16 protein-coding genes are annotated in these 19438 nt (G+C 67.8%); 7 read left to right on the top strand and 9 right to left on the bottom strand.

Annotation, left to right across the window (positions count from 1 at the left end; all coding sequences use genetic code 11):
* Both ABI385_RS03430 and ABI385_RS03425 read right to left on the bottom strand, forming a co-directional pair.
* Positions 1-673, bottom strand: a 673-nt coding sequence (locus tag ABI385_RS03430; protein ID WP_348102336.1) for a CPBP family intramembrane glutamic endopeptidase, incomplete at its 3' end; no start/stop codon positions are given.
* 61 nt (positions 674-734) lie between these two features.
* Positions 735-1817, bottom strand: coding sequence for a TIGR03118 family protein (locus ABI385_RS03425; RefSeq protein WP_348102335.1), 1083 nt, complete (start codon positions 1815-1817; stop codon positions 735-737).
* A 1253-nt stretch (positions 1818-3070) separates the two neighbouring features.
* On the opposite strand from ABI385_RS03425, the gene ABI385_RS03420 reads away from it, so the two are divergent.
* Both ABI385_RS03420 and ABI385_RS03415 read left to right on the top strand, forming a co-directional pair.
* Positions 3071-3817 carry a nuclear transport factor 2 family protein gene (locus tag ABI385_RS03420; RefSeq protein ID WP_348102334.1) on the top strand — a complete coding sequence of 249 codons (747 nt, stop codon included), beginning with the start codon at positions 3071-3073 and terminating at the stop codon, positions 3815-3817.
* A complete protein-coding gene (locus ABI385_RS03415) occupies positions 3814-5334 on the top strand; it encodes a glycosyltransferase family 39 protein (RefSeq protein ID WP_348102333.1) in 1521 nt (506 codons plus the stop codon). Before ABI385_RS03420 ends, ABI385_RS03415 begins: the two co-directional genes overlap by 4 nt.
* A gap of 2268 nt (positions 5335-7602) precedes the next feature.
* On the opposite strand, the gene ABI385_RS03410 is transcribed toward ABI385_RS03415, so the two are convergent.
* The 3 genes from ABI385_RS03410 to ABI385_RS03400 are packed head-to-tail and all read right to left on the bottom strand — an operon-like array spanning position 7603 to position 9250.
* Positions 7603-7875: a hypothetical protein gene (locus ABI385_RS03410; RefSeq protein WP_348102332.1), complete on the bottom strand. Its 273-nt coding sequence runs from the start codon at positions 7873-7875 to the stop codon at positions 7603-7605.
* A complete protein-coding gene (locus ABI385_RS03405) occupies positions 7875-8561 on the bottom strand; it encodes a DUF2306 domain-containing protein (protein WP_348102331.1) in 687 nt (228 codons plus the stop codon). The genes ABI385_RS03410 and ABI385_RS03405 overlap by 1 nt, the downstream gene beginning before the upstream one ends.
* Positions 8558-9250 (bottom strand): hypothetical protein, encoded by a 693-nt coding sequence (locus ABI385_RS03400; protein WP_348102330.1) that lies wholly within the window; start codon positions 9248-9250, stop codon positions 8558-8560. The genes ABI385_RS03405 and ABI385_RS03400 overlap by 4 nt, the downstream gene beginning before the upstream one ends.
* Before the next feature lie 342 nt (positions 9251-9592).
* Here ABI385_RS03400 and ABI385_RS03395 point away from each other — a divergent pair, with 342 nt between their 5' ends.
* Entirely contained in the window at positions 9593-12193 is a 2601-nt protein-coding gene (locus ABI385_RS03395; RefSeq protein ID WP_348102329.1) for a LuxR C-terminal-related transcriptional regulator, read from the top strand.
* Between the two features lie 179 nt (positions 12194-12372).
* Here the strand turns inward: ABI385_RS03395 and ABI385_RS03390 are convergent, their stop codons facing one another.
* Positions 12373-13068, bottom strand: coding sequence for a TetR/AcrR family transcriptional regulator C-terminal domain-containing protein (locus ABI385_RS03390; protein WP_348102328.1), 696 nt, complete (start codon positions 13066-13068; stop codon positions 12373-12375).
* Between the two features lie 154 nt (positions 13069-13222).
* Between ABI385_RS03390 and ABI385_RS03385 the strand changes: the two genes are divergently transcribed.
* Positions 13223-13951: a DUF4386 domain-containing protein gene (locus ABI385_RS03385; RefSeq protein ID WP_348102327.1), complete on the top strand. Its 729-nt coding sequence runs from the start codon at positions 13223-13225 to the stop codon at positions 13949-13951.
* On the opposite strand, the gene ABI385_RS03380 is transcribed toward ABI385_RS03385, so the two are convergent.
* Positions 13952-14968 carry an NAD(P)-dependent alcohol dehydrogenase gene (locus tag ABI385_RS03380; protein ID WP_348102326.1) on the bottom strand — a complete coding sequence of 339 codons (1017 nt, stop codon included), beginning with the start codon at positions 14966-14968 and terminating at the stop codon, positions 13952-13954.
* Between the two features lie 476 nt (positions 14969-15444).
* Between ABI385_RS03380 and ABI385_RS03375 the strand changes: the two genes are divergently transcribed.
* Positions 15445-16245, top strand: coding sequence for a CPBP family intramembrane glutamic endopeptidase (locus tag ABI385_RS03375; RefSeq protein WP_348102325.1), 801 nt, complete (start codon positions 15445-15447; stop codon positions 16243-16245).
* On the top strand, positions 16238-16663 hold the full coding sequence (locus tag ABI385_RS03370) for a hypothetical protein (RefSeq protein WP_348102324.1): 426 nt from the start codon (positions 16238-16240) through the stop codon (positions 16661-16663). Before ABI385_RS03375 ends, ABI385_RS03370 begins: the two co-directional genes overlap by 8 nt.
* Positions 16664-16773: 110 nt before the next feature.
* Here ABI385_RS03370 and ABI385_RS03365 read toward each other — a convergent pair whose 3' ends face one another.
* Together ABI385_RS03365 and ABI385_RS03360 are read right to left on the bottom strand one after the other, a co-directional pair.
* On the bottom strand, positions 16774-17529 hold the full coding sequence (locus ABI385_RS03365; protein WP_348102323.1) for a class I SAM-dependent methyltransferase: 756 nt from the start codon (positions 17527-17529) through the stop codon (positions 16774-16776).
* 438 nt (positions 17530-17967) lie between these two features.
* The gene (locus ABI385_RS03360) at positions 17968-18540 is read right to left on the bottom strand and encodes a DUF4386 domain-containing protein (RefSeq protein WP_348102322.1); all 573 of its coding nucleotides are present in this window, start codon (positions 18538-18540) and stop codon (positions 17968-17970) included.
* Positions 18541-18703: 163 nt separating this feature from the next.
* Here ABI385_RS03360 and ABI385_RS03355 point away from each other — a divergent pair, with 163 nt between their 5' ends.
* On the top strand, positions 18704-19381 hold the full coding sequence (locus tag ABI385_RS03355; RefSeq protein ID WP_348102321.1) for a TetR/AcrR family transcriptional regulator: 678 nt from the start codon (positions 18704-18706) through the stop codon (positions 19379-19381).
* The last annotated feature ends 57 nt before the right edge of the window (positions 19382-19438 follow it).

Here is a 19438-nt window from a genome sequence, read left to right as displayed (position 1 = left end):
ACGCCCAGTGGACCAGGACAGTCATCAGGACGCTGCCGGCGGTGTTCACGTAGATCCACGTCATCAGTACCGACACCGCGACGATCGAGACGACGAACGGGGCGATGGGCAGTTTGGCCTGGGGCCTGCCCGGGATCAGGAACGCGGGCAGATGCCACAAGGCCCAGATCAGGCCCAGAACGACCCCAGCACGGACGGGATGGCTGCCGGCCAACATTCGTGGCAGGGCGAACCCGCGCCAGCCCAGCTCTTCACCCAGCGGGCCAGGGTCGAGCAGGAGATGCGCCGCGGCGGCGGCGAGCAGCATCGGCCACCGGGCGACATCCAGCACCGGAAGCGGCGGCGCGCCCAGGGCCGTTCCCGTCAAACCGGCCAGGACGCCCGTCAGGGCCGGCACTCCAACGGCGAGGGCGTACCAGCGCCAGCCGACCCGCCAGCGCAGCACGGCACCCAGCAGCGCGGCCAGGCCGCGCGGCCCCCGCAAGGCCAGGGTCACGGCGATGGCCGACAGGGTCGGGGACCACACGGCTGCGAACGCCAGGGGGTTGGTCAGGGACACGGGCCCGAACACCGACGTCACCCATCCTGGTGCTAATCCGTAGAGGGCGCCGATCCCCCAGGTCAGACCGAACGTGAGAGCGAAGAACAGCCCCAGTCCCCGTCGCTTCGTCATGCGTATCCTTGTCCTCGTCATGCGTATCCTTGTCCGGGGTCCGGGAGCCCACCCCGACTAGCTAGTTGACGGTGAGGGTGCCGAGCAGGCCGTGTGTTTCGCCGTCGGGGCCGGCGGCGAACCAGACGGTGTTGGGGCCCCCGGCGGCTGCGTCGCCGACCTGCAGTCCCCAGAGCCCGTCGATGGAGATTGGCCGGTGGTCTGTGCCGCGCAAGGTCCCGAGCAGCCGTCCGGTCTGCGGGTCGTAGGCGTGGATGCGTCCGTTGCCGAAGTTGCCGACCAGCAGGTCACCGGAGAACTGTCCGAAGCTCGACGGGGCCACGGTGAGCCCCCAGGGGGAGTCGAGGGGGCCGCGGCTGGCGAATCGGTCCAGCCGCAACCCGAAGGTGGTGAAGGTGTTGATGAACCCATGCCCGGGTCCGGCGACGTCGTCGTGACGGGCCGGGTTCTGTTTGGCGTAGGTCACGAACACCCGGTGGCCGATCTCGGCCACGTTGAACGGTGCGTAGCCCTTGGGGATTGAGGGGTCGCCGAAGAGGAAGTCGAACGGCAGCCGCTGGAAGGTGCTGGTGAACACGTCGATCCGGTTGTCGTGGAAGTTCGCGGCCAGCAGCAGCGGCCCGAACGGGCTGTGCGCCAGGGTCAGACCCTTGTACACCGCTCCCTGTGTGTGGCCCACCGCGACCGCTTGGTCCGACGGCGAGACCTGCTGGTTCCAGGCCGACAGGTTGCCATCCTCGCCGGCGAAGATGAACAGCGCCGGTTTGCCGGTGCCGGGGACGACGAAGTCGGTGGTGTCGTTGAACACCTGCCCGGTCGGGGCCCCGCCGGGGATCTTGACCACCAGCGGCACCGCCGAGACCGGCGTCCCGCCGATCGCCCCGCGGTACAGCGTCGTCACATCGGCGCCGTTGTCGGAGACCCAGATCGGGGTGTTCGGGCCGCGGGATATCCCCCACGCGTTGACCAGGTTCGGGTCCACAATCGCGGCATGGCCCGGCTGGTCGGACACCAGGTTCTCCTGGCTGTACCCGGCCCCTTGGGCGCTTTCGGCGGCAGCCGCGGACGGGGATGCCGCGCTGGCCAGGACGGCGGCCATCACGCCGCTGGCGATGACGGCAACCCACCGGCGAACGGTGCTCATCGGTGCTCGCCCCCGGTCCGGGCGTCGGGCGCGTGACCCGCCGTTCGGGCCCTGCCGGCGACGGGTGGGACCTCGCGGAGCGTGGATGAGGTGGCGGGTGATGCGGCAGCTCGGGCAGCCGTAGCCGCTGCAGAGGGGGCTTCAGACATGACGTGACCCTTCCATCTGCTGGAGCGAACCCCAGCGTGTCGTTGGTGCACGGGAGACGACGGTTGCGCCAGCGTCACCGCGAAGGGCCGCCGCTGGCCTGGCAGGCAGGGTGACCCTGACTTGGTTGGCGGTGCTAGAGCGAGGCGTCCTAGCACCGCAGTCATCCGATGCCCGGGGAGACGCCTAGGGGTGGCGGATGGTTCATCCGTTCGCCGTGAATGTCTTCGCAGCGTCGCTCGGCGCTGTCCTCGATCTCACCATCGCCCAAGGAACAATGAGCGTCCTGCCGGCAGCACCGGCCGGTGACCACCCCCTCGGCAGCGGACGTCTCCGGGATCGGCTCGAGCGGCTCGGACCTGGAATCCGGATGGCTGTTACCTGCCGACTGCAGTCTGGCGCAACCGCTCGACGGGCTGTCGTGAAGCCCCACCGACCCTCGAACCGCGGGCCAGGGGTCCACGGCACCCCTTCAGTACGCCGCGTACCGCGCTCACGTAGAGGTCTTCGATTCCCGGTGGCCGCGCCGGCGTCGTCAAGTCTGTCGCCTCGGAACGGTGAACCATCCATTGCCCATCGACGTCCTTCTGACTATCGGGTGAAGTCTCCTTCTAGGACGCGTCGCCCACGGCACCGCCACCCGGATCAGTTTTCCCGCTCCCAAGCCAGGCCAGCGGCAACCAGTCCTTCGCGGAGGCGCTGGCGTATCCGTCTCTCTCTACCTCTCTCAGCGCAACGTCGGCGAAGCTGGGTTCGTCCCAGCGGACTGAAGGACCCTGTCATGTCCGGAACCACCCTTGTCAGGACCACGACCGCCCAAGTTCCGGGGTCGCCGCTGCCACGGCCACGGTGCCCGGGGTCAGTGGCGGTCAACCCAGGTGCCAGCACCGCCAGTCGCGCCGCTGACGTGAGCGACGGGGCAGCCTTCGCGCAACGCCGGGATATCCGGCACCTGCCGGACGCCCTCAAGGATCGGCTCACCGCGCAGGCCAAACGGCCCACCACCCTCTCGCCCATGACGGTCCTCTCGGAGGCGCCCTCGCGACCCCTCCCAGGGAGCTGAACGGCGGCCGAGCAGACCTGCCTGCCAAACCCAAAGGAGCATCATGACCACCGCGTCCGCACTTGGGATCGTCCTTGCCTATCAGGACGCCTGGACCGGCCAAGACATCGTAGCGGCGGCCCGGTACCTAGCCGACGACTTCGACTACCAGGGCCCACTCCAGCGGCACACATCAGCGGCGGCCTTCATCCCTGTCCTGACCCGCTTCGCGCACATGATCAGTCCCGGCTGGAAGAAGATCGCCGCGCTCGACGGCAACGAGGAGTGCCTCATCATGTACGACCTCTACCTTCGTTCCGGTGCCACGGTGCGCTCCGCCGACCTCTTCACCGTGAACGCCGGACGGATCCGCTCGGAGAAGCTCATCTTCGACACCTACCCGTTGCGTGCCACGTTCGCGGACCGGACGCGCCCACCCGCTGCAGAGGGTGATGCCCTCGCCGTGGCCCGCGCCTACCACCAGGCGTGGCGCGACTCGGAGTTCGATGTCGCCGACGCGCTCCTCGCCGAGGACCTTGAGATCGACGTGCCGATCAATCACTACGCCACGAAGCACGAGTTCTTGGCGGCCACACGACTGACCCGTGAGATGACCACGGCGGTGCTCACGGACGCTGAGTTTGGCAACGCCGGCCAGGCGCTGCTCATCTACGACATGACGCTGCCCTTCGGAGACATCCGGATTGCCGAGCAGTTCGCGGTCAATGACGGCCGGATCACGGGAATCCGCCACATCCATGACACAGCCGCGGTGCGAGCCGCGGGGTTGGAACGGCCCCCGGACCAGTGACCACGACGCAGGCCGGCAACACGGCATACCGCGTGGCGTCGCCCCGCCGCGGCACCGACCTTCCAGCTCTGCGCTGGCAGCCGCTGGCGGTAGTGCTCCTCGCCGACGGGGCGTTACTCGGGGGGACCGTGAACAACTACGGCTATGACCGGGACGAGCTGTACTTCCGCATCCTCGCCGCGCATCCGGGCTGGGGGTATGTGGACCAGCCCCCGCTGACCCCGCTGCTGGCCCGGGCGGGTATCGCGTTGTTCGGCGACACCCTGTGGGGCATCCGTGTTCCGGCCCTGGTCTGCGCCCTGGTCACGGTCTGGCTCACGGTGGTGCTGACTCGCGAGCTCGGCGGCGGTGGCGCCGCGCAGACCTTGGCGGCAATCGGCGTCAGCTCGACTTTCCTGTTCATCGCCGGCCACGTCCTGCTGACCGCGACCCCCGACATGGTGGTCTGGCTGCTCGTCATCCTCTTCGCAACCAGATCCCTACGGCGGGGCCAACCCCGCTGGTGGCTTGCCGTGGGGCTGAGCGTGGGACTGGGCCTGTACAACAAGCAGCTGGTGGCCCTACTGCTCGTGGGCCTCGCCGGCGGCCTCCTCATCGCCGGTCCACGGCGCGAGCTGGCCAACCGGTGGCTCTGGGGCGGTGCCGCGATCGCCCTGCTGATCGGAGCGCCCAACCTGATCTACCAGATCCTCAACGGCTGGCCCGAGGTGACCATGGCCGGGGTGATCTCCTCCCACAAGGGCGCTGACGACCGGGCCCTCTTCGTCCCCTTCCAGCTGATCCTTTTGGGACTGACCGCGGTCCCGATCTGGGCCGCCGGGCTGCTTCACCTCTTCCGTGACCCGGGCTGGCGACCCCTGCGCGGCCTCGCGTGGGCCTACCCCCTGATCGCCCTGATCGTGCTCGCCACCGGGGGCCAGCCCTACTACACCTTCGGGCTGCTCACGTTCCTCTATTCTGCGGGTTGCGTGGTGACCGCGCGCTGGGCGGCCGGCCACCTCGGACGGTGGGTGTGGACCGGCGCGGCCGTCGCCACGGGCAGCGCGTTTGCTGTGTTGGTAGCCCTGCCGCTGATTCCCGTCAACGCCCTTCCCACGGCTGTGGCGACCATTAACCAGACAGCCCGGGACTCGATCGGCTGGCCCGCCTACGTGGGTCAGATCGCCACCGTGTACCGCTCACTTCCCGCCGCTGAGCAGACGCACACCGTGGTGATCACCCAGAACTATGGCGAGGCGGGTGCGGTGGACCGGTTCGGACCCGCCATGGGCCTGCCCCACGTGTTCAGCGGCCAGAACCAGCTCTTCCTCCTTGGCCGCCCACCTCAGGACACGACCACGGTCATCGCCGTCGGCCTCGACGATCCGGACCGTCAGTTCCACACCTGCACCCGATCCGGTTCCCTGGACAATCAGGTCGGCGTCGCCAACGAGGAACAAGGGAGACCCATCACCATATGCCGTGGCCCCATCCTTGCGTGGACACAGCTCTGGCCAACGTTCCAGCACTACGACTGAGCCGGCCTCGACCGCCCAGCTCCTCGGGCGGGGTGTCCTTTTTCGTGTAGAGCATGCGCCTCGAACCGTTGTCGTTTGAACCTTACTGAAGTCCTGTAAGCCGCAGGCGGCAACGACGAGGAGCTCTGGCGCTGGCTGCCCAACCCTTGATCCCTAGATAACGCGCCCGCGCGGCGGGTGGTCCGCTCCGACCCGGCGTAACCGAGCCGAACAAGCTTGTCGTGCGCGACGTCCGCGCAGCCGCCCATTCGGCCGGTCGATCCACTCCTCAATCTTCGGCAGGAACCCGTCCGTCGGCTGCACCCGCACGGCGGGCCGGCCCGACAGGCTGCCCGCCTCGCGGACAGCGACATACCTGGCGACGGTGTGATGAGAGAACCCGGACAGCTCCCGGCGTCACGCATCGAACCCGTCAAAATCGAATGCTCCCAACATGTTCATGACCTCCTCGGCAGACCTCATAGGGGTCCAACCGCCGGACGTGGCGAGGCCAACGAACTCGCATCGGGCAGATCCCATGACCGCCAACGGGCACCTTCCGTGGCCACTACCCGGCAGCTACCTGGCCGTCTCCGTGGCCCCTCTCACCCTCGGCGCCGTACCACCGATGAGGTGAGTTCTCGATTGATGAGCACAACTGCCGAACGGCGACAAACGGCTCACATCTGCAGGCCCGGTCATCGCCGCCCGCTTCGACCTCCATACCTACCGCGACCCGTTCGTATCGCCCTGCACTTGGTGGGTGGGCGCCGTGGCGTCGCGAGGCAACGGTCGGTCTGGCTAGCGGACGGTCGTGGTCATCGCCCACAGGTTCGTTCTCTATCCGGGCAACAGTTGTCGAGGGAATCGGCTCGCTAGCGTCCGAGTGGGCGCACTTCCTTTGTGCCCGGTCGTTGCCTGGTTTTCCGTTACGACCTCGAGCGTCCGCCGCCGAGTGCCGTGACGACCGAGCAGCTCTCGGTGACGGCGGCAGTGTTGGCCGATCTGGCTGGCCCGGGGCGTCGCCAGGACCAGCCGTTCCTCATCGGTCCGCACGGACGGCCCGATCTGCGGGTGAACGCGTTCTTCGCGTCTGCTCGGATGCTCGCGCGCTCGCCACTGACTGGAGCACCGGGCCGTAGACGAACTTCTGCGCGTCGGAGACAGAACCGTCAGCGACGGCCGTGGCAGCACGGCGCGGCAGTGACATCGTGTCCACGTTGCGAGAATACGCGCGCGACGACTCCGCGCCTGCTTTCGTTCGTCAAGACGTTGTAGGGCGCCGGTGGGCCCTCGCCGGATGCCCCCGTTCCGCAAGTCGGTGGGCCAGCGTCGTCGCAGGTCGGCTACACGAGTGAGTACGCCTCAAACCGCGCGTTCACCCGGCACCTCGAGACGAGCCTAGGTCGGTCCCGCGACGAGGTGTGTGCGATCGCCCTCTAGACAGTCCACCCGCTCAACCCTACTGAGATGATCGGAGCATCGGCCCGCGTGCCGTCGACCCGTCCGAGACAACTGCGTCCATCTGGGCGGTGTGGGGCACCTTCGAGACGTGCCCAGTTTTCCGTGCAGCCGACGCTGATAGGGCCAGGCCCCTACGCTCGGCGCCCGGCAACCCGCCGCGGCCACCCGGACCTGGGACAGCCGGGGCACGCCCGATAGACCTGGCGCGCGTCACCCGGGGGCAGTGCGTTTGAGACCCTGCGGACTCGTTGCGACTGGGCTAGGACTGCGGTCGTTGACAGGACGACGTCCTGAAGGGCAACGGGGACGAGGTCGCGGTGGAGCTGGCTTTCAGGCGCTCCAGGGTCGACGTGAGCAGTCGCGCCGGTGCGAACGCCAGGGATTCCTCGCCAGAGTGCTTTGGCTGAAACTCAGCACCCGCCCTGTCTGACGGTCTGGTCCGTGTCGTGAATCGTCCGGCCGATGCACTCGGGTGAAGAATGGCCTCGCGCCGACAGCCCTTCTCGAGACAAAGTTGTATGTCCCGAGGCCGCGACGTGGTCTGGTGCCGCGTCTGCGGTTTGGATCAGCATGATGCGAGGTTCTGGGGCGACGTCACCGCCGCCCGCCGTCTGCTGATCAACGGCGACACCCAGAGTGGTTTTGAGCGTCTCCTCCGCATGGGCCGTCGGGACTTGACGGTCGAACAGGTCGTCCTCGACGTCGAGGTTGCCTGTGGCGGCGTGGTTTGTGTCAGTGCCTTCACGAAAGCCCCCACCCTCACGAAGGGCTATGCCGGCCTGGAAGGGCTTACCCGGCCTCCTGAGCGCGGTGCCCTCCGAAGATCTACTGGTCATCCACGGAGTCTGGCCCGTGATCAACAGTCTGCGAGGGGTCGATGACCGCCACCGATATCAGGGTGACGCCGAGGTCGCGGATCTTCATGAGCAGCCCATGCAGCTCTGCCTGGTCCGACACGGGACCGCTAAGGCTGGTCGTGCCGTCGCTCCCGCGGGTCAGGGTGAGGTCACTGAACGAGGCAGACCAGTGGTCGTCGAGGTGCGCCTCGACCCGGAGCCGGTAGCAGGCGGGCCCCTGACGTCTGGACGAGTGAGCCATCAGGACCCGACCCGAGCGGTTGCCATGCTGGTTCGGTCGCTGCTGGTACGCCGGCGGATGATGTACTCGGCGATGGCGAGGTTGAAGGCCCAGCCAGCGCCCAGGCTCAGGTCGGTGGTGAGCTCACTGGTGCCGAATACCGCTTTTCCGATGCCCAGGGTGAACACCTGGGTGCCGGCTCCCAGAGCTAGCGCGTAGGCGCGCGTCATCCATGCCCGGTGCTGGGGAACGTCACCGCCGCGGATCGCGGTGAACCCAAGGATGATGCTGGCGCCCATGCCCGACCCGAACGCGAGCCGGAACAGGTAGGCCAGCTCCCCGGTGCCGGTCTGGCGGGGATAGAACTGCGTCATCCAAAGAGCCGAGAACGCCACGGCCAGGCCCAGCAGCACCAGGACCCGCCCGGCCACCCGGTGCCAGCCGGGCCGACGCCGGCGCAATGCGGCGGAGAACTGGAAGGCCCCGAGGACTGCATACGAGACTGCGCACACGATATGCACGACTACGGGTGCGGGCGAGGCGGTGATCCGCGGGTTCGCGGACAGGAGGTGCGGGCCGCCAGCCAGCTCGACCAGGCGCATGGAGCCGGATAGCGCAGGGACCAGGACGAGGGTGAACAGCGCGAACGGCACCCACCCGGGCGACCGGATCGACCGGGTGGGGTGGGTTGCCGGGTGGGCGGTCACCTGGCGCCGGCCGGGTCAAGGTGCGAGCCAACAGCGTTGGGCGCGGTCTGAGCGGCTGGGGTGCGCTGGTCGCGCCACAGCGAGTAGCCGAGGCAGACCATAGCGGCGCCGACGGGAAGGGCGAACACCCTCTCGTTGACGTGCGGCAGCATTTTTGTCCCGATAGTGGCGACGGCGGCAACGGACAGGAGTACGGCAGCCCATCGGGCGAGGACATTGGCCCGGAAGAGGGCGATGCCAAAGATGAGGCCGCCACCCAGATAGGCGATACCGGTGACCGTGTTGACGGTCGTGAACAGGCCGATGTCGCCGGTCGCGGTGCCGCCGTTGGCCACGGCGAGGACGTCGTTGACGTAGCGGGGTGCGGTGTGAGCAAGGGAGGGGATGATCGACACGCCGACGACTTCGACGCTCATGAGGGCGAGCCAGCCGGCGCCGAACAGGACGTACCCGATCAGGCCGAGCACGCCAGCCTGCCTCACCTGGCGCAGGTACATCCCGGTGATACCGACGAACGAGAGGGCGGCCATGAGCACCTTCAGGGATTCGCGGACCGTGAACTCGGTCGTGGTGGCAAAGGTCGCGTCCACATGGGGGTGCTTGATCTGAAGGCCGATGAACAGCAGTCCTCCGACGACGGCAGCAACGCCGGCGGCTCGGGTGAGGGTGGTGGTGGTGGTGGTGGTCATATCCGACTCCTTGGTTCGAGGTCCGCGGCGGGGCGCGGTGGGATGACTCGAACGTAGGGACCGCCGGGGTGACCCGGCGTCACCCAACGATGTGACTGACGGGGTGAGATCCAAAGCCGCGGGCCGGTGACATCAGGCCGCGGGCGCCCTGACCAAAAGGGCGCGCTGTACTAACGTGACGGCGGCACACGACTTGACTCCGGTCGTGCTCTGCAGAATGGGGATGCCATGGCACGTCCGGTGATTGCGACCAAGCTGTACATCCCGAAGCCGCGACTAGGCCTGGTAGCACGCTCAAGACTCCTTGATCGTCTGCGCCGCGGAGCTGAGGCGAGACTGACGTTGGTTTCCGCCCCTGCCGGGTTCGGCAAGACGACGCTCCTTGCCGAGTGGATAGGAGAGAAACCAGCTGACGACCGTTCCGTCGCGTGGCTCTCGCTCGATCCGGCGGACAGCGAGCCGGCGTTGTTCTGGACGTACGTGGTGACCGCGCTTCAAACGGCGTTCCCCGGCGTCGGCTCGAGTGCGTTGGAGCTCCTCGACTCATCCCCCTTGCCGATCGAACACTTCGTCACCTTGCTGCTGAACGATCTCGCCGCAGCACCGGGCGAGGTCTGGCTGGTGCTGGACGACTACCATCTGGTCGACGGCCACGAGGTCAGCGAAGGCGTGGCCTTCTTCCTGGAGCACCTTCCGCCGCACGTGCACGTAGTGCTCAGCACCCGCGCCGACCCCGACCTGCCGTTGTCACGGTGGCGCGCGCGGGGAGAGCTGGTAGAGGTCCGTGCCGCGGACCTGCGTTTGACGTCCGACGAGGCCGCCGCGTACCTCCACGCGGTAACGGGCCTGGACCTCGCGTCGGAGGACGTGGCGGTCTTGCAGGAGCGAACTGAGGGGTGGGTTGCCGCGCTGCAGCTGGCCGCTCTCTCGCTCCAGGGGCGGCAAGACGTCAGCGGCTTCATCGCAAGCTTCAGCGGGGACGACCGGTACATCGTCGACTACCTGGTTGAGGAAGTGCTGGCCCATCAACCCGACCCGGTTCGCGGTTTCCTGTTGCGGTCAGCGGTTCTCGACCGGCTTACCGGGCCAATGTGTGACGCCGTCACCGGCCGCGACGACGGCAGCGACATGCTCAAGGCCCTTGAGCGCGCCAACCTCTTCATCGTCCCCCTGGACGATCGGCGGGAGTGGTACCGCTACCACCACCTCTTCGCCGACGTGCTCAGGGCACGCATGCTGGTGGAGCAACCCGACCTGGTTCCGCTCCTGCACCGGCGTGCGAGCCAGTGGTTCGAGCGCCACGATCTGGCCGAGGAAGCGGTCAAACACGCATTAGCTGCGCGGGACTTCAACCACGCGGCATACCTCATGGAGCTCGCTGTTCCGACGATCCGGCTCAACCGGCAAGAAGGACTGCTGCTCAGCTGGCTGAAGGCGCTGCCCGACGACGTCATCAGGGCCAGCCCGGTCCTCAGCGTCTTCTACGGATACCTGCTCATGGTCTCCGGGGACCTCGACGCGTTCGAGCCCCGACTCGACGACGCGGAACGCGCGCTGGCTGCCGCACCAGACGAGTCGGCTCCTGGATCGCCGCGATGGGCCAAGACTGAGGAGCTCCGCACGTTGCCGGCAACCATCGCCGTCTACCGCGCCTCGCTCGCCCAAGCCCGGGGTGATCTGACCGGTACGGCGGCACAGGCCCGGCGCGCTCTCGACCTGGCCAGCCCCAGCGACCATCTCTCCCGAGGCGGTGCGACGGGCTTTCTCGGCCTCGTCGCCTGGGCGCAAGGCGACGTGTTGACCGCCTTGGAGACGTTCACCGAGGCGGTGGCCAGCCTGCACGCAGCGGGCAACCTGGTCGACGAGCTGAGCAGCACCGTCGTGCTTGCGGACATGTGGCTGGTCGCAGGCCGACCCAGCACGGCACGCCGGCTGTATGAGCGTGCGCTGCGGCTAGCCGAGGACCACGGCAAACCGGTGGCCCTGGCATCCGCCGACCTGCACGTCGGGCTGAGCGAGATCGACCTCGAGAGCGGCGACCTCCAGGCCGCCAAGCGACACCTCGAAACCGCAGCACCGTTCGTCGAGCGTGCGTCGATGACCGAGAGCCGTTACCGGTGGTTCGTGGCCATGGGTCGGGTCGCCGATGCCGAGGTCGACCCGCAGCAGGCCATCACCCTTCTGGACCAGGCGGAGCACCTCTACCGGCCGGGGTTCTTCCCGGACGTGCGTCCCATCGCGGCGATGAAGGCTCGCGTCTGGATCACGCAGGGAAAGCTGTCAGAGGCCGTTGACTGGGCCCATGAGCGAGGCGTGACCGCCACAGATCCTGCCAGCTATCTGAGCGAGTTCGACCACCTCACCTTCGTCCGTCTGCTCATCGCCCGGCACCGGGCGCACCCCGACCTCGACGGGATCGACCAGGCAGGTCGCCTGCTGGGCCGGCTGCACGAGGCTGCCGAGACCTCCGGACGGGCTGGAAGTCTTCTGGAGATCCGCATGCTGCAGGCCCTTGCCCACGATGCGCAGGGACATCGGGCGCAGGCACGGGAGTCCCTCGCCCGAGCCTTCGCTCACGCACCAGAACCAGAGGGCTACGTCAGGCTCTTCCTGGACGAGGGCGCCCCCATGATCGGGTTGCTGCGCGAGGCCACACACCGCCGCGTCGCTGAGCACGCGCTGCGCCTACTAATCCTTGCCGGATCTCCCGAAGCCGCAGGCTCCGGTCGAGGCTCGGCCCCGTCGTCGTCGGAGTCGTTGAGCGAGCGGGAACTGCAGGTGCTCAGGCTGCTCGACAGCGAGCTGAGCGGGCCGCAGATCGCCGGTGAGCTGTTCGTCTCGCACAACACGGTGCGCACCCATACCAAGCACATTTTCACCAAGCTCAACGTCACCAGCCGCCGGGCTGCGGTGCTCCGCGCCCGCGAACGCGGCCTCATGTAGCCGGGCGCTCAGATAGGCGGCCGGTACGGCATGCAGGTCATCCGCTGTCCGGCTGCTAGTCCGGTTTAGCACTCGAGCAGGGCCGCACGACGATGGCCAGCTGGCGACCGGTGCCTGGGACGGGGGTGCGCCCCGCTGCTGGCTACGGCCTGGGTGGAGGGCGAGCGAGTTCGTTAGGGCTACGTCACTAGGCCCGTAACGGCTAGCCGTTGAAGGCCACTGAGGATGAGTTCGAGGCCGAAGTCGAACTCCGCGGCGTAGTCGTAATCCGGGGTGACTGCATGCTCGATCAGGAGCTCTGCGAGGTGTGGGTAGTCGGTCGCCGGGACCTGCTCAAGGATGCTCTCCGCCAGCCGGGTGGCTTCTTCGGGGGTCGTGTAAGTGAGGTTCTGCTGCTGTTGAGCGAAGCCGTAGATGTAGCTGTCGATCACCGAGAAGGCGTGCGCGGCCATGGTCACTGAGAAGCCTCCCCGTCGGAGGGTTCCGATGACGGTGTCGTGGTGGCGCAGCATTGCTGAACCAGGGGAGGTGCGCGACTGCATAAGACTGGCGGCCCAGGAGTGTCTGGCGAGGACGTCGCGTGCGGAGTAGGCCCGGTGCCGCATACCGGCCTGCCAATCCGTCGTGGAGGTCGGTAGGTCGATCTCGCCGAAGACGAGATCCACGATGCCATCGAGGATGTCGTCCTTACCCGAGACGTGGTTGTAGAGCGACATCGCCTCCACGCCGACCTCGCGGCCGAGCCGGCGCATGCTCAGCGACTCGATCCCACCGGCATCGGCCAGTGACAGGGCCGCGGCCAGGACTCTGGCCCTGGTCAGTGGGGTCGCGGATGGGGTAGCGGGTGGGGCCGCTCGCACAGGCGTGCTGGGCATTCGGCTTCTCCTTGCGATCGGGAGGCTCTGCAGCGGCTGGTCATTGACAAACTTACGGTGTAAGCATACCTTTTCTCTCAGACTTACAGCGTAAGTCAGGGAGAGGTTCCGGGGTTCGCTCGGTGGCTGTCCCCCAGTGGAAGGAACAACCACCATGAGCTCACCCCAGCGCCTGGCCAGGACCGCCGGCGTTCTCTACTTGCTGGTCGGAGTCTTCGGCGGGTTCGCCGAAGGGTTCGTCGAACCGTCCATGTATGTGGCCGGTGACGCGGCCGCGACCGCGGCCAACCTCGCCGCACATCCCGGATTGGTCCGGATGGGCGTCGTCGCCGACCTGCTCGACCAGACCTTCCTCGTGCTTCTGGCGCTCACGCTTTTCGCCCTGCTGAGGCCGGTGCATCGCGGTGCCGCTCGGGCGATGGTTGTCCTCGTGGTCCTGGCGGCCGGGATCGCCTCCCTCACCGCCGTCTTCGAGATCGAGGGGCTGCGGATCGCCACCGCGGGGGTCGACCTGGCTCCCCTGGGTGGCGACGGCTCATCCGCGATGGCGCTGCTGATGCTTGACGCGCAGCACTACGGGATCTTCGTCGCCCAGGTCTTCTTCGGCCTGTGGCTCGCGCCCCTGGGCTACCTGGTCTACCGGTCCCGCTGGTTCCCCAAGCCGCTTGGAATCATCCTGGTGGTGGCGGCCGGCTCGTACCTTCTCGATGTCGCCGCGGTGATCTTGGTCCCCGACGCGGCCTCCGCCGTCCACGCCGTTGCGTGGATCCTGCCCGCCATCGCCGAGGTGGCCATGGTGGTCGCCCTCCTGCTGGTCGGGTTCCGGCGCGCGAAGTCGGTCAAGCCAGTGGAGCCAACTGCGCCGGTGCTCGCCGTCCTCTAGTCAGCCGTCAGTCCGGGCGGGGATCGGGGTGGGGTCGACGATGATGACGACGCTTCCGGTCTTCTGCCCGGTCTCGACATAGCGGTAGGCCTCGACGATCTGGTCCAAGGGGTAGGTCCGCCCGACCAGCGGGGAGAACGTTCCGAGCGCCATGAGCGACCCGAGATACTCGACCATCTCCTGACTGTGGCGAGGGATGGGGAACAGCACCCGTCGGCTGCGGAGCAGGGGAGCGAACAGGGCCAGGACCGGGTTCTGGGCGCCGAAGCCCAGCTCGGTCGAGATGTACACACCTCCCGGCTTGAGGATGCGGCGGCAGCGGCCGAACGAGCTCTTTCCGACCGCGTCGAGCACCACGTCGTACCGGTGCTGGTCCTCGGTAACAGCCTGGGCATAGTCCTGGGTGAAGTCGTGGACGGTGTAGTCGATGACCCGGTCGGCACCCAGCCCCTTCACGAGGTCGGCGTCTTGGCCGCGGCTGACGGCAGTCACCGTCGCGCCTGCGGACTTCGCCAGCTGGACCGCAGCAGAGCCGATCGCACCCGTGGCGCCGTTCACCAGGACCTGCTGGCCGGCCCGGACCTTGGCGGCCCGGACATGGCTCAGCGCGTAGTGCGCCCCTTCCGTGGCGGCCGCGGCCTGGGCGTAGGTCAGATCGGGAGGCATCACGGCCAGGGAGGCGTTCTCGGCGATCGACAGGAGCTCTGCGTGGGCCCCGAACGACCCCTCGTTGTACCCGAAGACGGCGTCGCCGACCGTGAACCGGGTGACGCCCCCACCGACCGATACGACCGCACCAGCGAACTCGCAACCGAGGATGTCGACGCGAGGACGGACGAGACCGGTGAGAAACCGCATAAAGAAGGGCCGGGCGGCCCGGTAGGCGCAGTCCGTGCGGCTGACGGTGGTGGCGTACACCTTGACAAGCACGTCGTGCCGCCGGACGGCCGGTGACTTCACCTCGACGACCTCAACCACCTCGGGTGGGCCGTACCTCAAGTGGACCGCCGCCCTCATGCCCAGAACCTAGACCCCTGTCCATGTCGGCGGCGGGTGCGCGCTCGTCGTCGTCTCCGACTGTGTCAAAGCCGTGGCCCGATCTTTACGGCCACGCGCCCGGGCGCTCCCTCGCCATCAAAACCGAAGCGTCGCCCACTCATCCTCTAACCAGCCGAACTACGCAGGCTCGCGTCGTAAGGACGCACCTTCTCGGGGTTGGCCGAAACGAGCGGATCGCGGAGATTCGTGCGCTTCTTACAAGGTTGAGGCACAGTCGGGGCATGCCGCTCTGGGTGGTATCGCGCTGGCGGCCTGAAGGACTTTTGGCTCTGGTCGTCGTCCGGAGATGGCGTGAGTGTTGAACTATGACAGCGGCAGCGATGGATACGCCCGGAACGGTGAAGCGGGCCGAGCTTCATGGGGGCGCGCGTGGAGCGAGTGGTTTAGACGGTCCGGCTGGGGAGTCTGAACGCCGCGGCCGTGTGGGGAGTTGGGTGCGTTTGCATCCGCTGCTGTCCTTCGTGCTGCTGACGTACGCCTTGTCCTGGGCCTACTGGGTCCCCCTGGTGGCCGCCGGTCACGTGGTACAGCTCGGTTCGGCCGCCACCCAGTTCCCGGGACTCTTCGGGCCGTTGCTGGCCGCGTTCGCGGTGACGGCGCTGACCGACGGCTGGGCCGGGGTTCGCGACTTGGCAGCGCGGGTGCTGCGATGGCGGGTGCCGGCACGATGGTGGCTGTTCGCCGTGGGCACGCCGCTCGCGCTGCTCGGGCTCGCTTTCGGCGTGCTCGCCATCGGTCCAGGGATGCCCGAACTCGCCGCGTTCGGCCGCGCGGCGGGCCTGCCCGAGTGGGGGGTGCTGTTCGTGTGGGTCGCGTTCGTCGTCGGCGGGATCGGTGAGGAAGCGGGCTGGCGCGGGTACGCGCTGCCGGTGTTGCGCCGACGGCACGGCGTTCTGAAATCCAGCCTCCTGTTGGTCCCTTTCTGGGCGGGCTGGCACCTGCCGCTGTTCTTCCTGGTCAAGAGCTACCGCGACCTGGGCCTGGTCGGCGTTCCCGGCTTCCTGATCGCATTGGCGTGCGGTTCGATCATCCTGGCCTGGCTCTACGAATCCGCGGTCAGCAGCGTACTGATCGCGGCAGTGTGGCACGCCACGTACAACCTGACGTCGGCCACCGACGGTGCACACGGAACGGTCGCGGCCGTGGTGAGCACCGGAGTGATGGCCGGAGCTACTGTCCTTGCCTGGCGCCTGCACCGCCGGGCCCGCCACGCCGGAGCCGCTCGTCATGGCTAGTAGCCGACCGACCAGCAGCTGGGTCCGCAGCCATCTCGCGAACCCGACGCTGCGGGCCGCCCTGCGGTCGCCGGCGCACCGGGCGCTGTCCGGCTCCCTGCTGCTCCTGGACTACACCAGTCGCCGCTCCGGCCGACGCTGCGTGTTCCCGGTCCAGTACGCCGTCTGCGGCGAGGCCCTCGTCGTCGTCGCCGGCCAGCACCGCGCAAAAACCTGGTGGCGCCACTTCGACGACCATCCCCAACAGGTCATCGCCCACCTTCGTGGGCGAGCCACGACCGTAACCGTGAGACGGCTCATCGCCGGCACGGACGAGCGAACCCAAGCCGCGGCGTCCTACACGAAACGGTTTCCCCACACCGAGGTTCCACCGGACAGCCCGGTCCTCCTGCTCGTCCCCCACAACCGCGAGCCTTGACGCGACGACACCGGCCTGCCGAGGCAGCGAGTCAAACCGCCCCGGGGTGGGTGGTGTGAGCCGGCGAAGGGCCGTACGGTCCTCATGGCCCAGCCGCAGGCGCTTTGGACTTACACCTCTATGGGTGGCGCTTGGTTCGGGCTTGTGGCGGTGACGGTCCTGGCGGGCGGCCAGATGCCGAGGACGTAACCGGATCGTCGTGGGTGGAGCATTCCCGCGTTCGTGGCGGCCGATAGATAGCTGCCGGTGCCGGCGATGTCGATGACGGCCAGCTGGACGCCGGGACGCAGGACCCGGATGGCTTCGGCGATGGCGGCTATCCGAAGGGCGGTGGGGTGCAGGTTGTGGATGGCTAGGCAGGCGAGGACCAGGTCGAAAGATCCGTCGGGGAAGGGCAGGTCGGTCATGTCGCCGTCGACGAGTCGCACCTGCTCGCTCACGCCGAGGCGCTCGGCGTTGGTCAGGCACTGCTGTCGAGTGGCACCGGCTTGGTCGCGGGCCCGCCAAAGGTCGATACCGGTGAACGTGCCGGCCGGTGTCCGGGCCGCGGCTCCGAGCACCATCAGGCCGCTGCCGCATCCGAGGTCCAGCACGTCCTCATCGCCGCGCAGCTGCAGCGTGTCCAGCAGCCGGTCCCGGACTCGGATCTTGCCGATCCTTGAGCTGTAGACCATGAGTCCGGCGACACCGAGCCCGATGATGAGCGCCCATAGACCCCAGCCGAGCAGCACTGAGGAGGGGATCGCGACGGCCGCCGTAGTGAGCAGCCCCACGCCGACCAGTCCAAGGATGGCGTAGCCGTAGACGACCGCAGCGGCGTCCAGACCGAAGTCAGGCCGACCTCGAATGTCACCGCTGTCCGCCACTCCGCGACCCTCTCATACGCCCACGCGCTCGGCCATGTTTGGCGTTGGCACCGTCGTTTGGGGACCCGGCACAAGGATGGGTGTGCGGGACAACGCATGGAAACCGGCGCCGCGTGGGCTACGCCGGCTCCGTCGAGCCGCTCACCGTCCTCTGCCTCACCTGCCTGCCGACCCCGATCACCCCGGTCGTGATGCGCCACCACGACGGGGTAATTCGGTCGCCGGCCCCCCGGTGTCGTTCTCCTGCTCGTCACGGTCGGCTTCGCTCGACTGGCCGTGTACACCGAACTGGCCCACCTGACGGTCCTCGCCATCGCACTACCCGCGACATAGAGCGGACATCTGGTGCGGCGGATCGGACCCATGCAACGGTCGCGTATTTCGCGGCGGGCTGACGCATTAAGGCTGGGGCCATAGTGTCCCGTCTCTGGGCGGCCTTCAGGTGGTGGCGTGAGAGGTGGTGAAGCCCACCGGGGCAGATCCCGCAGACGGGTCAGCGTCGGCGACGATCTTCGGCAGCGAGGCCCCGAAACCCTTCACGAGTAGGTAGGAGCCAGCCGCTACCTCGAACAGGCCACCAGGGGCCGACAGTGCGAGCCCGACCTCGTATCCGGCGAGTTCCAGGACACTCCCGAGCGCGAAGATCGCGTAGCCCAGCATGCCCCATACGGTGAGGAAGCGCGGCAGCAGTGCGGACCTCATCAGCGCCCGGTAGAAGAAGATACTTCCGACGCCCAGCGTCGCCATAGCGAGCCAGTGAGCGCTCTGGCTGTTCTCGACCGCCGTCCGCGCCACGTTCTGCAGGGCGGAGTCGGCGGCGTTCGGCGTCTCGGCGCTTCCTTGAGTAAGGAGAGTCAGGGTCAGGATGCCGACGGGTGCGAGAGCCAGCAGCAGCGCCTCTAGTGTTCGGGCGGCGAGGTAGACGTTGGCGGTGCGCTGGTGTCGGCGTCGCAGGACGCGGAAGGCCAAGGTGCCGATGGTGGCTACGCCGCGGAAAGGAAGAGCCCTCATACGATGCGGCCGGCTGCCTTGGTGGTCATGATTTGTCCTTTCAAAGTTCGTCGGTGACGCTCGGAGAACATACCTAACGATGTTAGATTAGTTCCGTGGCGGTGCCCTAACACGGTTAGATTGCCCGGGCGCGTCGCTGAGTACACGGATGAGAGGACCAGGCGTGGGGCGAAGGACGGGAGCGGCGGCGAGTCGAGCGCCGGTCAACCGGGCCCGGGCGCTTGAGCGTGCGGTCGCGGTGGCGGACGGTGAGGGCCTTGAGGCGCTCACTATGCGCCGACTGGCGCGTGAGCTAGGGGTCGCGGCTGCCTCGCTCTACCACCACGTCCGCGGCAAGGACGAAATTCTCGACGGGCTGGTCGACATGGTCTCGGCGGAGATCGAGCTCCCCTCACGCACCGATGGATGGCGGCCGGCGATACGCCAGCGGGCGCACAACACGCGAGCAGTCCTGCGACGACACCCCTGGGCGGTGGCCTTGATGGCGTCGCGAACGACGCCGGGTCCGGCCACGCTGCGGCTGCTAGACGCCGGGATTGGGTGCTTCCGGGAAGGTGGCCTGTCCGTCCAGGCGGCAGCTCATGCGATCTCGGTTGTCGACAGCTACGTGCACGGGTTCGTGCTGCAGGAGGTGAACTTGCCCTTCCGGGACGCGTCGGAGCTGACGGCGATGACCGGCGCGATCATGAAGGAGTTCCCGAGGGCGGACTTTCCGTACCTGTTCGAGCTGACGACCGAGCACGTCCTCCGGCCCGGTTACAACTACAGCAACGAGTTCGACGTCGGTCTTGAGGTCGTGCTCGATGGGGTCGATGCCCGACTGGGCCGGGCTCGGAGCTGACTCAGAGGTTCTGGCCGGTCGAGCACCGGCGAGGCAGGCCGATGTCAACTGCCGTCA

The organism is Lapillicoccus sp. (genome assembly GCF_039935575.1).
In the GTDB taxonomy this organism is placed as follows: Bacteria; Actinomycetota; Actinomycetes; order Actinomycetales; family Dermatophilaceae; genus Lapillicoccus.
This window is presented reverse-complemented; position numbering and strand designations above follow the sequence as displayed.